Here is a 14,413-nt window from a genome sequence, read left to right as displayed (position 1 = left end):
AACGGGCGCCCAGCAAGGGCGCCCGCAGGAGTTCCGTATCGAAGGGATCAGAACCCGGCCTTGATCTGCTCGAATTCTTCGAGCATCCGGTTGCGCAGGTTCTGGTCAAGCGGTGTCTGGGCCAGCAGCGTGGTCGAGATCGGATCGACCGAAGCCGCCACAAGCTCGTCATGCGGGATTTCGTTCATCGCCAGATCGTTGGTCGAGGAATAGCCGAAATTCGACAGAAGCACCTTCGCCGACGGCTTGGCCGTCAGCGCGTTGATGAAGTCGTAGGCCTTCTCCTCGCTGCCGGGCTGGTCCTTGAAGTTGACGAAGCCGCAGAACCACGACGCCGCGCCTTCCTTGGCCTGGCGCTGGAATCCCACCGGGAAGCCTTCGCTACGCAGAAGCGCGATCGAGTCGTTCCAGGACCAGGCGATCAGCACCTCTCCTGAGGCGACGACCTGCGCGAGTTCGGACGGATCCTTCCAGTAGACGCGAACATTCGGATGCACCTTGCGCAGCCAGTCGGCGGCCGCCTGGAATTGCTCGTCCGTCACCGTGGTCCAGTCGGTCACGCCGGTGGCCAGCAGCGCCAGCGACCAAACGTCATCGGTGTTGTCGGGCAGAGAGATACGGCCGGCATATTTCGGATCGGTGAATACGCTCAGCGACGCGACATCCGCCTCGGGCACTTCCTTGGAGTTGTAGGCAATGGCCGTATAGGCGTAGTCCGTCGGAATGAACCAGACACCGCCATCATCCTTGAACGTGGTGGAGTTCAGGAAGCGGGGGTTGATGTTGGCGAATTCCGGGATCTTGCTGACATCCCAGGGTTCGATCAGGCCGGCATCGCGATACTTGCCGATCATCTGAGAGCAGGGGTGGCCGACATCGGCCTTGAACCCCGCCGACATCTTCTGGAACGCCTCGTCGTCATCGGCGAAGAAGGAGTAGGTTGGCGTGGTTCCGTGTTTGGCGGAGTAGTCCGGAATGAGGTCCGGTACTTCCCAGCCGGCCCAGTCGAACACGATCAGGTCAGGATCGGTCGCGAGGGCCGGCGTTGCCACCGACAGAAGGGCGGCTGCCAAAAGGCTCTTCTTGAACATGGAGGCTCCCGTTGGGTTTGTTCTTGGTTTTATATTTAAGAATTAGGGGGCGACCGGACCATGCAGCAAGTCACATTTGTCCGATTGCAGCACTGGAGTTGCCTTACGTTAAGGCAATTGGCGGAATTCTGACCATTTAGTTGTCGGCTGGCGGCCAAAACCCAAGCCATCCTACAAATGATTCGCGCCCGGGCATGGCCCGGGCGCGAATGCGTCTGCCTGAAACGCAGATCAGAAGCCGGCTTTGATCTGTTCGAATTCCTCGAGCATCCGGTTGCGCATTTCCGGATCGATCGGGGTCTGCGACAGGACCGTGCCCTTGATCGGGCTGACGCCGGCGGCGACCAGTTCGTCATTCGGGATCGTGGCCAGCGCGGCATCGTCGGCATGGGCATAGCCGATCTCGTCCAGGAGCGTCCGCGCGCTGGCGGGCGTCAGCCAGGAATTGATGAAGTCATAGGCCTTGTCTTCCTTGCCCGGACCGTTCTTGAAGTTGACATAGCCGCAGAAGAAGGACGACACACCTTCCTTCGGCTCACGCTGGAAGCCGATCGGGAAGCCTTCCTTCTTGAGGATGGTCACGCTGTCGTTCCAGGACCAGGCCACCAGAACCTCGCCGGTCGCCATCAGCTGCGACAGTTCAGACGGGTCTTTCCAGTAGGCGCGGACATTCGGGTTCACCTCGCGCAGCCAGTCGGCTGCAGCCTGGAACTGCTCGTCGGTGATGTTGGTCCAATCGGTCACGCCGGTGGCGAGCAAGGCCAGTGACCAAACGTCATCCGTATTGTCCGGCAGCGAGATGCGCCCGGCATAGGCCGGGTTGCGGAACACGTCGAGCGTCGCGATGTCCTCGGCCGGAACCTTCTCGGTGTTGTAGGCCACGGCGGTGAAACCGTAGTCGGTCGGAATGAACCAGACGCCCTTGTCGTCCTTGAAGATCGTCGACTGCAGGAAGGCGGGGTGGATATTGGCGAATTCCGGGATCTTGCTCACGTCCCAAGGCTCGATCAGGTCGGACTCGCGGTACTTCGCGATCATCTGCGAGCAGGGATGGCCGACATCGGCGCGGAATCCGGAAGCGACCTTCTGATAGGCTTCGTCATCGTCGCCGTAGAAGGAATAGGTCGGCATGGCGCCATTCTTGGCCTGATAGTCGGTCATCAGCCCGGGAAGACCGAAGCCGGCCCAGTCCAGCACCAGCAGTTCCGGGTCTTCGGCCTGTGCGGCAAGCGGGGCCATGAGCGCCAGGGCGCAGAGCCCGGCTTTCAGCATGCTCACATGTTTCATTGTACCTCTCCTCTGGGCGCCGGCCGACGACTCATTCGCGGGAAGGCGCAATCTCGAGGCGACTATGCCATGTCTCGATGTGGGCGCAATGGTGGTCCCATAAATTTGATCAAATTTTGAAAGTTCCGTAACGGCTGGAGCGGATCCTTGCCGGATGCTAGGAGGATACGACCGGATTTCCCCGGCGATGCAAGCAACGGACTACAGAGACGATGCCCTTTGACCTTGACTTCGTGCGCAGCCAGTTCCCCGCCTTTTCGGTTCCGGGCCTCAAGGATCAGGCCTTCTTCGAGAATGCCGGCGGGTCCTATCCCTGCCGCCAGGTCGTGGACAGGCTTCACCGCTTCTACACCGAACGCAAGGTGCAGCCCTATGCGCCCTTTGCCGTCTCGCAGCTGGCGGGGGAGGAGATGGACGAAGCCCGCGCGCGGCTCTCGGCGATGATGGGGATCGCGCCTGACGAGCTGAGCTTCGGCCCATCGACCAGCGCCAATACCTTCGTTCTGGCGAATGCGGTGCGGTTGTGGCTGAGGGGAAAGAACGCGGCAATCGTCGTGACCAACCAGGATCACGAGGCCAATTCCGGAGTCTGGCGGCGTCTGGCGGACGAGGGGATCGAGGTCCGGGAATGGAAGGTCGATCCCGAGACCGGGCATCTCGACTCGGCCGATCTGTCCCGGTTGCTTGGCGACGGCAAGGTGCGGCTGGTCTGCTTCCCGCATTGCTCGAACGTGGTGGCAGAGATCAACCCGGTGGCCGAGATCTGCGCGATGGCGCGGGCGGCGGGCGCCCGGACGGTGGTCGATGGCGTGAGCTATGCCCCGCATGGCCTGCCTGACGTTCCGGCGCTCGGGGCGGATGTCTACCTGTTCTCGGCCTACAAGACCTATGGCCCGCATCTGGGCATCATGACGATCACCCGCAGCTTTGGCGAGGAACTGCCGGCGCAGGGCCACTGGTTCAACGCGGGTACCCTCTACAAGCGCTTCACCCCTGCGGGACCCGATCACGCCCAGATCGCGGCCTCGGCCGGGATCGCAGACTATATCGACGCGCTTCATGCCCGCCATTTTGCCGCTGCGGGCGACCCAGCAGAGCGCAACCGGGCGGTCCATGACCTGATGCGCGCCCGCGAGGTCGAGATTGCGGCGCCGCTGCTCGAATACCTCGCCGGACGCAACGATCTGCGCCTGATCGGGCCGCGCGGGGCGGCGGAGCGCGCGCCGACGGTTGCCGTGGCGCTTGACCGGGCGGCGGAGCCGGTGGCGGGCGAGCTTGGCAAACGTGGGGTCAATTGCGGCGGCAGCCATTTCTATGCCGTCCGTCCGCTTGAGGCGATGGGCGTGGACACGGAGAAGGGCGTGCTGCGGATGAGCCTTGTCCACTACACAAGCGCCGAGGACGTTGCGCGCCTGATCGCCGCGTTGGACGAGGTGCTCTAGGGCAAAGAAGGGAGGGGGCTGTCTGCCCCCTCTGGCCCGTGCCGGGCCATTCACCCCCGAGGATACTTGGAAACGGAAGAAGACCTGATCCGTTTGCCCTTGTCCGGCGTATAAGAACCAATACTCCGGCTCGGCCTGATATGACCCAACCGCTCATCCTCTGGTTTCGCCGCGATCTTCGGCTTGCGGACAACCCCATGCTGACGTCGGCGGTCGCATCAGGGCGTCCGCTGCTTCCTGTCTTCATTCTGGACTCCGAAACCGAGACCCTCGGTGCGGCCGCAAAATGGCGACTGGGGCTGGCAATCGAAGCCTTTGGCGCGCGACTGGAGGGGATTGGCAGCCGCCTGATCCTGCGGCGCGGTCCGGCGCTTGTGGAACTCGAGTCGCTGATCGCCGAAACCGGCGCGGCGGGTGCGATGTGGACCCGGGCCTATGATCCCGAGGGCCGCGCCCGCGACACGGCGGTCAAATCGGCCCTGAAGGCGCGCGGACTGATCGCCGAAAGTCATCCGGGCCATGTGCTCTTCGAACCCTGGACGGTCGAGACCGGGCAAGGGGGATGCTTCAAGGTCTATACGCCCTTCTGGAAGGCGGTTCGCGGGCGGCCGGTCCCACAGCCGTCGCCCGCACAAGTCCGTTTGCCCGGCCCCGCGACCTGGCCTGGATCGGATCGCCTTGGCGATTGGCGGATGGGGGCGGCGATGCGGCGGGGCGCTGCGGTGGTTCTGCCCTGGCAGGCCGTTGGCGAGGCGGCGGCCAACGACCGGCTCCGGCGCTTCCTCGCTGGACCGATCCAGGACTACCGCGAGGCGCGGGACTACCCGGCCCGCGATGCAACCTCGCGCCTGTCCGAGAACCTGACCTATGGAGAGATAGGCGCGCGGACGATCTGGCACGCGGGCTGGCGCGCGATGGAGGAGGGCAAGGCGGGCGCCGAGCATTTCCTCAAGGAACTGGTCTGGCGCGACTTCGCCTGGCACCTGCTTTACCACACCCCCCATATCGCGACGCGCAATTGGCGCGAGGACTGGGACAGCTTCCCCTGGGCGGGTGACAATCCCTTGGCCGAGGCCTGGCGCCGTGGCATGACCGGCGAGCCGCTGGTCGATGCCGCGATGCGAGAGATGTATGTGACCGGCACCATGCACAATCGCGGGCGGATGATCGTCGCGTCGTATCTGACGAAGCACCTGATGACGCATTGGAAGGTGGGTCTCGACTGGTTCGCCGAATGCCTGACCGATTGGGACCCGGCGTCGAATGCGATGGGCTGGCAGTGGGCGGCAGGGTCGGGGCCCGATGCCGCGCCATACTTCCGCATCTTCAACCCTGCGACCCAGGCGGAGAAGTTCGACCCAGAAGGCACCTACCGCCGCCGGTTCGTCGCCGAACTGTCGTCGCGAACGGGATCGGAGGCGATGTCCTATTTCGACGCCGTGCCCAGATCCTGGCATCTCGACCCCAAGACGCCCTATCCGAAGCCGATCGTCGCCCTCGAGGCCGGCCGCGAGCGGGCACTGGCCGCCTATGCGTCAAGAAAGTCTTGAGCCTCGGGACATCATCGGCCAGCATCGCGCAAAACAAAAGACGACTAAGCCGGGGGGAAAAGGTGACGGCACTCACATCAACGAAGGACCAGAAAGACCTGCCGCGGTATTTCACGGCGGCTTTCGACGTCGCGCGTCGGCTGCAGAACGGCAGGCTGGACTTCGTTCTGCCGGACGGACGGCGCTTTCGGGCGGAAGGTCCAAAACCCGGTCCGGTTGCCGAAATTCACATCCATAACCCCGATACCTTCGCCCGACTGATCCGCGAAGGCGATCTGGGGTTCTGCGATGCCTATCTCGACGGCTGGTGGACGACCCCCGATCTGCAGGCCTTCATGGATCTGGTCCATGAGGACAACGACGGCGTGTATGATGGCTACCCCGGTCTCGGCCTGATCCGCGCCTACGAGAAATTCCGCTTCTGGCTGCAGCGCAATACCCGCGAGCAGGCGAAGAAGAACATCGAGTACCACTACGACCTCGGCAACGACTTCTACCGGCTCTGGCTCGATGATACGATGACCTATTCCTCGGCGCTGTTCCGCACCGGGCAGGAAAGCCTCGAACGGGCGCAGATCCAGAAATACGCCAGCATGGTCGACCAGATGGGGGCAGCCCCGGGCGACCATGTGCTCGAGATCGGCTGCGGTTGGGGCGGGTTCGCGGAATATGCCGCCAAGGAGCGCGGTCTGAAGGTGACGGGCCTGACCATCTCGAAGGCCCAGCACGACTATGCGGTGGAACGGATTGCCCGCGCAGGTCTGTCGGACCGGGTGCAGATCAAGCTGCAGGACTATCGCGACGAGACGGGCGTCTATGACGGCATCGCCTCGATCGAGATGTTCGAGGCCGTGGGCGAGAAATACTGGCCGGTCTATTTCAACACGCTGCGGGACCGGCTGAAGCCGGGCCGGAACGCAACGCTGCAGATCATCACAGTTCAGGACAAAAGGTGGGAGGTCTACAAGCGCGGCGTCGACTTCATCCAGAAATACATCTTCCCCGGGGGCATGCTTCCCGCCCCGTCGATCCTGCGCGCCGAGGTCGAGAAGGCCGGGCTCAAGGTACGCCACTCGATCGAGTTCGGCCAGAGCTACAGCCAGACGCTGCGCCGCTGGCACGACACCTTCAACGACCGGTGGGACGATATTGCCAAGATGGGCTTCGACGACCGCTTCCGGCGCATGTGGAACTTCTACCTCACCTCTTGCGCCGGCACCTTCCGCGGCGGTAACTGCGACGTGACCCAGATCACCGTCACCCGACCGCAATAGGGACGCGATGCCGACCGCCGCCAAGCTCGTTGCTGCCATCCTTTTCGCCGCGCTCAGCTTCTTGGTCGCCGAGATTTACAAGACCACGATCACCGAACGCACGGTCTGGGGCTACTTGAGCGAGGTTTCGGCGTTCATGGGCCTTGTCTGGGGCTGGCGAGTTTCGGGGCGGTTCGCGGGGGCGGGCTACTGGGCGTCAATAGGCTTTGGCGCGCGCACGGTCGTGACGGTGTTCTTCTGGGTCATCCTGACCTTCGCGATCTACGTCATGGTCATCCAGTCGACCCGGAGGATCTACGGAGATCCGCTGGAGGCGCTTCTGGGTGCGGGCAGCTTGATGCTTGATTTCGGTCGATCGATCCTGACCGTCGATGTTCTGGTGCCGGCCTTCGCCGGCGGCATCCTGGCCGGGATCATCTGCGAATTCGTCAGCCGGCGGTGGCCGTGAGCGCAGACGTCTTCCTGCATGGCGCCCTTGCATTGCCCGTGTCCTGCAGCGCCATCCTGGGGCGGGAGGCTGCGAGCGCCCGCACGAGGCTTGCGGATCATGCCATCGTCCTTTCGGAAGACGACCCCTGGCCGCTGCTCCTGGCCTCGGAGGGCGAGGACGCCGAGGGTGTGGTGCTACGGCTGGATGCAACGGCGCTCTCCCGGCTCGAATTCCTGGCAGACGTCCTCGACCAGAGCCTGGCGCTGGTGACGATCGCAACCACGGCAGGGGGAGGAACCGCCCGCGCGCTGGTTCCGCGCCACCCACCGTCGAAAAAGGTGATCCCCTTGCAATCCGGCCCTTGGACAAGGCAATGGGCCGCGACCCTTGCCGCGACAGTCGAGGACGTTCTGGCGCTTCAGGGGCAGGCGCACCCGGCCCAGATCCGCCGCCGGCTTCGGCTGATGATGGTGCGCGCCTCGTCGCGGGTGCGGGCGCTGGCTTCGCCGGCCCCGGCGACGCTCCGTCACGATGCCCGGCCGGGCGATGTCGCAACGCGCGCGATCCGGCAGCCCTATGCGAATTTCTTCGCGGTCGAGGAATATGAGCTTCGCCACGTCCGGTTTCGCGGCGGCCTGGGCCCCGAGGTCAACCGGGCGGTTTTCATCTCGGGCGATGCGGTGACGGTGCTGCCTTACGATCCGGTGCGCGACCGCGTGCTGCTGATCGAGCAATTCCGCCCTGGTCCCCTGGCGCGGGGCGATGCGCAGCCCTGGCTGCTGGAGGCGATCGCCGGGCGGATTGATCCGGGCGAGACACCGGAGGAGTCGGCACGGCGCGAGGCGGTGGAAGAGGCGGGCCTCGTGATCGGACAGATGCATTTTGCCGCCGGATACTATCCCTCGCCGGGCGCCAAGGCCGAGTACCTTTACTCTTACGTCGCGCTGACGGACCTGCCTGATGGCAGTGCCGGGACCTTCGGGCTAGCCGAGGAATCAGAGGATATCCGCGGTCACCTGATCGGCTTCGAGCGGCTGATGGAGCTGACCGGCAGCGGCGAGATCAACAACGCGCCGCTGCTGGTGACGGTGATGTGGCTGGCCGCGAACCGCGACCGGCTGCGGGCAGGGGGGCAGGTGCCCTACTGAACGTAGGGCGCCGGATCCACCGCCTCGGTGCCCTTGCGCACCTCGAAATGCAGATAGGTCGGGTCGGCCTTGCGCACCGTGGCGAATTGTTGGCCGCGCTTGACGGTGTCGCCCTTCTTCACGGTGATGTTGTCGACATTGGCATAGACCGTAGCCAGGTTGCCGGCATGGCGGATCACGACGATCGCCACGCCAGAGGTATCCTTCGTCACGGCGCCGATCGTGCCGTCGTCTGCGGCCTTGACCGGGCTGCCGCCCGGCGCGCCGATGTCGATGCCCATGTTCGCCTTCGGCGCGAAGGCCCGGATGATGCTGCCCTGCGCCGGCATGGCAAAGCGCGCGGCGGACGCAGAGGTGCGCTGCTTGCCAAGATCGGGCGAGGGGGGCGTTCCCTCGGGCTTGGCGGAGGCGGGCTGGGTTTTCTCCTTGGGCAGCGGCTTGGAGGCCGAGGGCGGTTCAGGCGTCGGTGAACCCGTGCCTGGAGCGTTGACCACCGTCGGCGCGACCGCAACGGGAGCAGCGCCGGGCAGGGCCACCGGGATCAGCAGGTACTGGCCTTCATGCACTGACAGATCGGGGCCAAGTCCGTTCCATTCCGCAAGTGACTTGGCCGAGACGCCGTACATCCTGGCGATGGAATAGGCGGTCTCGCCACGGGCGACCTTGTGGCGGATCGGCTCCACTCCTCCGGGCGCAGGGGCGCTGGTGGTTGTGCTTGTTGCTGTGGAGCGGTCGATCGCGCTGGAGGCGATGGCCGTCACCTCGATGCCCCCTGCCGTTGCCCCCGGAGCTGTCGGGGTTGCGGTGCCCATTGGCGCGCTTTCGGCAACGCGGCTTGGCAGCGCGAGGACAGCGCCATCGTTGAGCGGCGTATCGACAGTCAAGGCGTTGAACTGGGCCAGCTGCGTCGGTGCAATCCCGACACGCGTGGCGACGCTGCCGACCGTATCGCCTTGCCGCGCGACGGCAACCTGATAGCCGGGATAGGAGATGACGCCGCGTGCGTCAGGCGTCGGACGGTTGGCCGTCGCGGTCATCGCTGCCTCGGTGGTCGAGGCCCCGTTCGCACGCAGATCCCAGTCCTGCGCCCCTTGCGGGCTGACGCAGGCAGTCAGCGCCGACAGGGCCGCGCCCGCCATCAGCACGCGAACCGTCGCACCGGAATTCGATCCGCCGAAAGCCATCCTGCCAGAAAACACCATGCCTTGCCCCACCTTGCCGCCCGGGTTGATCCCGATGCGCTTCATTCCGACCCGAGCCCTTCGACCAGCGGAACGAAGCGCACCGGTCTAAGTTCCTCGTATTCGAAGCCAGTTTCGGTCCTTGTGACCTTGATCAGGCTTTGCACCGCATCGGACTGCCCGACCGGAAGTACCATGATACCGCCGATCTTCAACTGCGCCAAGAGCGGCCCCGGCGGGTCTTCCGCCGCGGCCGTCACGATGATCCGGTCGAACGGCGCCTGGTCTGGCAGGCCGAAGCTGCCATCTGCCGTCATCGCCGTGATGTTTACCAGGTCAAGCTGCTGGAACAGCTCCTGCGCCTCGCGGACCAGCCGCCGGTGGCGGTCGACCGTATAGACCCGCCGCGCGAGCAGGCTCAGGATCGCGGCCTGATAGCCCGAGCCTGTCCCGACCTCGAGCACCTTGTCGCGCGTGTTCACATTGAGCGCCTGCGTCATCAGGCCCACGACCGAGGGCTGGCTGATCGTCTGCCCGCAGGAGATCGGCAGCGGCATATCCTCATAGGCGCGTTCGGCGAAGAGGCCGCGGACGAACAGGCCACGGTCGATCTTCTCCATCGCCGACAGAACCCGAGCGTCGGTCACGCCCTTGGAGCGGAGTGCGTAAAGAAAGCGCATCTTCTGCTCCGCGGCATCCGTCATCCGAGCGCCACCTCGAGATCGCCAAGGCGGTCATGCGCCGTCAGGTCCGCGCGCATGGGGGTCACCGAGATGTAGCCGTCAAGATTGACCGCCACATCGGTGCCCGGCAGGGTCGGGCGGTGCTGCGCGCCGCCCTTGATCCACAGGAAGCGCCGCCCCGAAGGCGACATATGCGGTTCGACCGAGAACGAGGTGTCCCGGCGGAACCCTTGCGCCGCGACACGAGACCCGCGCACCGCGGCCGCAGGAACCGGCGGGAAATTCACGTTGTAGAACAGCCGGTAATCCGTCTGATCCCAATGGCCGCGCTCCAGCAGCCGCCGGATCAAGTCAGTTCCATGCGTGCGGGCCGCCTCGAAAGGATCATCGAGCCCCTCGGTCGCGCTGCCCATGAATTGCGAGAGTGCGATTGCCGGGATGCCTTGCAGCGCCGCCTCCATCGCTCCGCCGATCGTGCCGGAATACAGCACGTTCTCGCCAGCGTTATTGCCGCGGTTCACGCCCGACAGGACCAGGTCCGGCCATTGCCCGTCGAGCACATCGTAGAGCGCTGCCAGCACGCAGTCGGCAGGGCTGCCTTCGGCGGCATAACGCCGTTCGCCAAGCTTGGCGATCATCATCGGGTGGGTGTAGCTGATGCAATGTCCGACGCCCGACTGCTCGAAGGCCGGGGCGACGGTCCAGACCTCGCCCCTTGGCCCGGCAAGTTCGGTGGCGATCTGGGTCAGCACCTCGAGGCCTGGCGCGTTTATGCCGTCGTCATTGGTGATCAGAATGCGCATTCGCCTGCCTTTCGCCGTCCGTTTCCTGATTAGACGAGGGCGTCTCTGGCGTAAAGCGGCCAACGCCCGCAAGGCGGCGGGACAGGCGGGCGGAGCCGATGCGAAGCAGAGTCAAGCCATGCGATATGTGCATGGCGGTTCTTCCGGATGCATGGGTTAAAGTCAGCGGTACATACCTATATGCTGCAATGCAGAAAGCGGAGGAAAGTCCGCTTGCTAAGAAAGGACCAAGATATGACCATTTCCATTGCCCATAGCGCACCCCGCAGCACCGTTGGTTTCTTCACCAACCTGAAGCAGGCCTTCGCCCGCAAGATGCTCGAGATGCACGTCTATGCTCAGACCCGCGACGAACTCGAAGCGATGACTGACCGCGAGCTGGCCGATATCGGCATTGCCCGCTTCATGATCGGCGACATCGCCTCCGAAGCCGCGCGCCGCGCATGATTTCGCGGACTTCCCCGAACGGGGAAGGACGAACATGACCCTCCGCCGCCCGCCCTCCGGGTGGCAGAGGGGTCCGGACCACCTGTCTAGTGGCAGGCCTTGGCTGGACTACTGCCCAGATCATCCAGGATCGGGCAGTCGGGCCGCCCGTCGCCCGCGCAGGTTTCGGCCAGATGTCGCAACGTGCTTGCCATCGCCTGCATCTCGGCGATCTTTCGTTCCAGATCCGCAACGTGGTCGAGCGCCAGCCGCTTGACGTCTGAGCTTTGTCGGCTGCGGTCGCGCCAGAGCGCCAGAAGCGCCGCGATCGTCTCGACCGGAAACCCCAGATCGCGCCCGCGCCGGATGAACCGCAGGATCTGCACTTCGGTATTGCCATAGGTCCGGTAACCCGAATTGGTCCGCGCGGCCGCCGGGACCAGGCCGATCGACTCGTAATAGCGGATCATCTTCGCCGAGACGCCCGAGGCGCGGGCAGCTTCCCCGATATTCATGCCGGACGCTCCGGATGGGGGGCAAAGCGCCGCAGACGCAGCGCGTTGCCAAGGACAAAGACAGACGACAGACCCATGGCCCCGGCCGCGACGGCGGGTGATAGCAGGATGCCATAGGCGGGCCAAAGAACACCGGCCGCCAGCGGTATCAGCGCGGTGTTGTAGGCGAATGCCCAGAACAGGTTCTGCCGGATGTTGCGCATCGTCGCCTTCGACAGGGCGATCGCGTCCGAGACTCCGGTCAGCCGGCCCGACATCAGCACCACATCCGCCGCTTCGATGGCGATGTCCGTCCCGGTCCCGACCGCGATGCCCACATCCGCCTCGGCCAGCGCCGGGGCATCGTTTATGCCATCGCCGACGAAGGCGAGCCGGCCCATCTCCTTCAGCCGGCGCACTACTGCGACCTTGCCCTCGGGCAGCACCTCGGCCACGATCTCGTCGATGCCGAGCTTGCGGGCGATGGCCTCGGCCGTCCGGGCATTGTCGCCCGTGACCATCGCGACCTTTAGGCCAAGCGCATGGAGCGCTTCGATCGCCTGGGGCGTCGTCTCCTTCACCGGGTCGGCCACGGCGAGGATTGCCGCCAACCTTCCGTCGATCGCGGCATAAAGAGGCGAGCGGGCTTCGTCCGCCATCCGCTCCGCCTCGGCTGCGAAGGGCGCGGTATCGAGCCCGAGCTTCGCCATGTAGCGGTCAGCGCCCACGGCAACAGTCGTGTCGCCCACCTTCGCCGTCACGCCATAGCCGGTGACCGAGGCGAAGTCGGTTACCGCCGGCACCCCGAGACCCTCGGCAGTGGCCGCCTCGACCAGTGCGCGGGCGATCGGATGCTCGGACCGTGCCTCGACCGCGGCCACGGCGGCAAGAACCGCGGACCGGTCGAAACCGGGGGCAAGCGTCAGGTCGGTCAGGCGCGGATGGCCCTCGGTCAGCGTGCCGGTCTTGTCCAGCGCGACCACGGTGACATCCTGCAGGGCCTGCAGCGCCTCGCCCTTGCGGAACAGCACGCCCAGTTCGGCGCCGCGCCCGGTGCCGACCATGATCGAGGTCGGCGTGGCAAGGCCCATGGCGCAAGGGCAGGCGATGATGAGGACGGCAACCGCGTTGACCAGCGCGAAGGTCAGCGCAGGCGAGGGTCCGAAGGCCAGCCAGGCGGCGAAGGTCAGGGCCGACAGCGCCATGACCGCTGGCACGAACCACAGCGTCACCCGGTCGACGAGCGTCTGGATCGGCAGCTTGCCGCCCTGAGCTTCTTCGACCATGCGGATGATCTGCGACAGCATCGTTGCCTCGCCCACCGCCGTCGCCCTGAATGTGAAGGCGCCGGTCTGGTTGACCGTGCCACCGGTGACCTGCGCACCGGCAGCCTTGGCCACGGGCAGAGGCTCGCCGGTGATCATGCTTTCATCGATCCAGCTTGTCCCCTCGGTCACCGTGCCATCGACCGGCACCCGCTCGCCGGGGCGAACCTCGACCATTTCCCCGGTCCGCAACTCGGCGACAGGCAGTTCGACAACCCCGTTGACCCTCCGGACACGCGCCGTCTTCGGTTGCAGCCCGACCAGCCGCCGGATCGCTTCGGAGGTGCGGCCCTTGGCCCGCGCCTCGAGCCAGCGGCCGAAGAGGATCAGCGTCACGATCATCGCCGCGGCCTCGTAATAGACATTCACCGTGCCAGGGGGCAGCAGACCGGGAAGGAAAGTCGCCACCAGCGAATAGCCATAGGCGGCCAGCGTGCCGACGGCGACGAGGCTGTTCATGTCGGGTGCGAGCCGGGCCAGAGCCGGAAGGCCCTTGCGGTAGAAGCGCAGGCCCGGACCAAGCAGTACCGCTGTCGTCAGGGCGAATTGCAGATACCAGCTGTTCTGCATCCCGATGGTGTTCATCACCGCCATATGCACGGCCATGAACAGATGCGATCCCATTTCCAGCACGAAGACCGGCAGGGTCAGCGCGGCGGCGATCAGCAGGTCCCGCTTCAGCGTGGTTTCCTCGACCGCGCGGCGCTCGGCGGTCTCCGCCATGGCCGCACCGGCAGCGGCAGCCACCCGCGCGTCATACCCCGCCTTCTCGACCGCCGCGATCAGCGCCGCCGGGTCGGCGGACCCCGCCACCGTCGCCCGTTCGGTCGCAAGGTTGACTGCCGCCGAGGTGACGCCGGGCACCGCTGCCAGCGCCTTTTCCACCCGCGCCACGCAGGAGGCGCAGGTCATCCCCTCGATCGCCAGATCGACAGGCGGGCGGCGCACGTCATAGCCTGCGGTCTCGACCGACCGGATCAGTGCCGCGCGGTCGAGGTCAGGCCCCGTGATCTCGGCCCGTTCGGTCGCAAGGTTGACCAAGGCGCTCTTGACCCCTGGCACGGCCTTCAGTGCCCGCTCCACCCGGCCAACGCAGGACGCGCAGGTCATTCCCTCGATGTCGAGAACGAGCCGCTCGACAGAGGGTTTTGCTACGGGTTTCTCATGTCTGGTCATGGCGGGACTCCTTTCATGGATGTCGTCCGCTGACCCAGATAAGGTTTCCAATGATGGGAAGGTCAAGACCCGATCTGCTGCAAATCAACGATTGGCTTTGCTC

At 65.2% G+C, this 14,413-nt stretch carries 13 protein-coding genes; 6 read left to right on the top strand and 7 right to left on the bottom strand.

Annotated features, from left to right (window positions below):
- Window positions 1-47: 47 nt before the first annotated feature.
- Both L0V05_RS15595 and L0V05_RS15590 read right to left on the bottom strand, forming a co-directional pair.
- A complete protein-coding gene (locus L0V05_RS15595) occupies window positions 48-1,091 on the bottom strand; it encodes an extracellular solute-binding protein (protein ID WP_234872012.1) in 1,044 nt (347 codons plus the stop codon).
- Window positions 1,092-1,322: 231 nt separating this feature from the next.
- Entirely contained in the window at window positions 1,323-2,378 is a 1,056-nt protein-coding gene (locus tag L0V05_RS15590) for an extracellular solute-binding protein (protein WP_406565977.1), read from the bottom strand.
- A gap of 212 nt (window positions 2,379-2,590) precedes the next feature.
- Here L0V05_RS15590 and L0V05_RS15585 point away from each other — a divergent pair, with 212 nt between their 5' ends.
- The 5 genes from L0V05_RS15585 to L0V05_RS15565 all read left to right on the top strand — a co-directional run bounded on the left by L0V05_RS15585 (window position 2,591) and on the right by L0V05_RS15565 (window position 8,222).
- Window positions 2,591-3,820, top strand: a complete 1,230-nt coding sequence (locus L0V05_RS15585) for an aminotransferase class V-fold PLP-dependent enzyme (protein ID WP_234872010.1) — start codon at window positions 2,591-2,593, stop codon at window positions 3,818-3,820.
- A gap of 140 nt (window positions 3,821-3,960) precedes the next feature.
- The gene (locus tag L0V05_RS15580) at window positions 3,961-5,370 is read left to right on the top strand and encodes a cryptochrome/photolyase family protein (protein WP_234872008.1); all 1,410 of its coding nucleotides are present in this window, start codon (window positions 3,961-3,963) and stop codon (window positions 5,368-5,370) included.
- A gap of 62 nt (window positions 5,371-5,432) precedes the next feature.
- Window positions 5,433-6,644 (top strand): class I SAM-dependent methyltransferase, encoded by a 1,212-nt coding sequence (locus L0V05_RS15575; protein ID WP_234872007.1) that lies wholly within the window; start codon window positions 5,433-5,435, stop codon window positions 6,642-6,644.
- A 7-nt stretch (window positions 6,645-6,651) separates the two neighbouring features.
- A complete protein-coding gene (locus tag L0V05_RS15570) occupies window positions 6,652-7,092 on the top strand; it encodes a TrgA family protein (RefSeq protein WP_234872005.1) in 441 nt (146 codons plus the stop codon).
- Window positions 7,089-8,222: an NUDIX domain-containing protein gene (locus L0V05_RS15565; protein WP_234872004.1), complete on the top strand. Its 1,134-nt coding sequence runs from the start codon at window positions 7,089-7,091 to the stop codon at window positions 8,220-8,222. The genes L0V05_RS15570 and L0V05_RS15565 overlap by 4 nt, the downstream gene beginning before the upstream one ends.
- Here the strand turns inward: L0V05_RS15565 and L0V05_RS15560 are convergent.
- The 3 genes from L0V05_RS15560 to surE all read right to left on the bottom strand — a co-directional run bounded on the left by L0V05_RS15560 (window position 8,216) and on the right by surE (window position 10,889).
- Entirely contained in the window at window positions 8,216-9,361 is a 1,146-nt protein-coding gene (locus L0V05_RS15560) for a M23 family metallopeptidase (protein WP_234872235.1), read from the bottom strand. The genes L0V05_RS15565 and L0V05_RS15560 overlap by 7 nt on opposite strands.
- Before the next feature lie 104 nt (window positions 9,362-9,465).
- The gene (locus L0V05_RS15555) at window positions 9,466-10,107 is read right to left on the bottom strand and encodes a protein-L-isoaspartate(D-aspartate) O-methyltransferase (protein WP_234872002.1); all 642 of its coding nucleotides are present in this window, start codon (window positions 10,105-10,107) and stop codon (window positions 9,466-9,468) included.
- Window positions 10,104-10,889, bottom strand: a complete 786-nt coding sequence (gene surE, locus L0V05_RS15550) for a 5'/3'-nucleotidase SurE (RefSeq protein WP_234872000.1) — start codon at window positions 10,887-10,889, stop codon at window positions 10,104-10,106. The genes L0V05_RS15555 and surE overlap by 4 nt, the downstream gene beginning before the upstream one ends.
- 234 nt (window positions 10,890-11,123) lie before the next feature.
- On the opposite strand from surE, the gene L0V05_RS15545 reads away from it, so the two are divergent.
- The gene (locus L0V05_RS15545; protein ID WP_234871998.1) at window positions 11,124-11,336 is read left to right on the top strand and encodes a DUF1127 domain-containing protein; all 213 of its coding nucleotides are present in this window, start codon (window positions 11,124-11,126) and stop codon (window positions 11,334-11,336) included.
- 86 nt (window positions 11,337-11,422) lie between these two features.
- Here L0V05_RS15545 and cueR read toward each other — a convergent pair whose 3' ends face one another.
- Both cueR and L0V05_RS15535 read right to left on the bottom strand, forming a co-directional pair.
- On the bottom strand, window positions 11,423-11,830 hold the full coding sequence (gene cueR, locus L0V05_RS15540) for a Cu(I)-responsive transcriptional regulator (protein ID WP_234871996.1): 408 nt from the start codon (window positions 11,828-11,830) through the stop codon (window positions 11,423-11,425).
- Window positions 11,827-14,310 carry a heavy metal translocating P-type ATPase gene (locus L0V05_RS15535; RefSeq protein WP_234871994.1) on the bottom strand — a complete coding sequence of 828 codons (2,484 nt, stop codon included), beginning with the start codon at window positions 14,308-14,310 and terminating at the stop codon, window positions 11,827-11,829. Before L0V05_RS15535 ends, cueR begins: the two co-directional genes overlap by 4 nt.
- Window positions 14,311-14,413 lie beyond the last annotated feature (103 nt).

The organism is Alitabrizicola rongguiensis (assembly GCF_021491355.1).
GTDB classification, from domain to species: Bacteria; Pseudomonadota; Alphaproteobacteria; order Rhodobacterales; family Rhodobacteraceae; genus Aliitabrizicola; species Aliitabrizicola rongguiensis.
The sequence above is the reverse complement of the archived record's forward strand: the minus strand, read 5'-3'. Positions and strand labels throughout refer to the sequence as shown.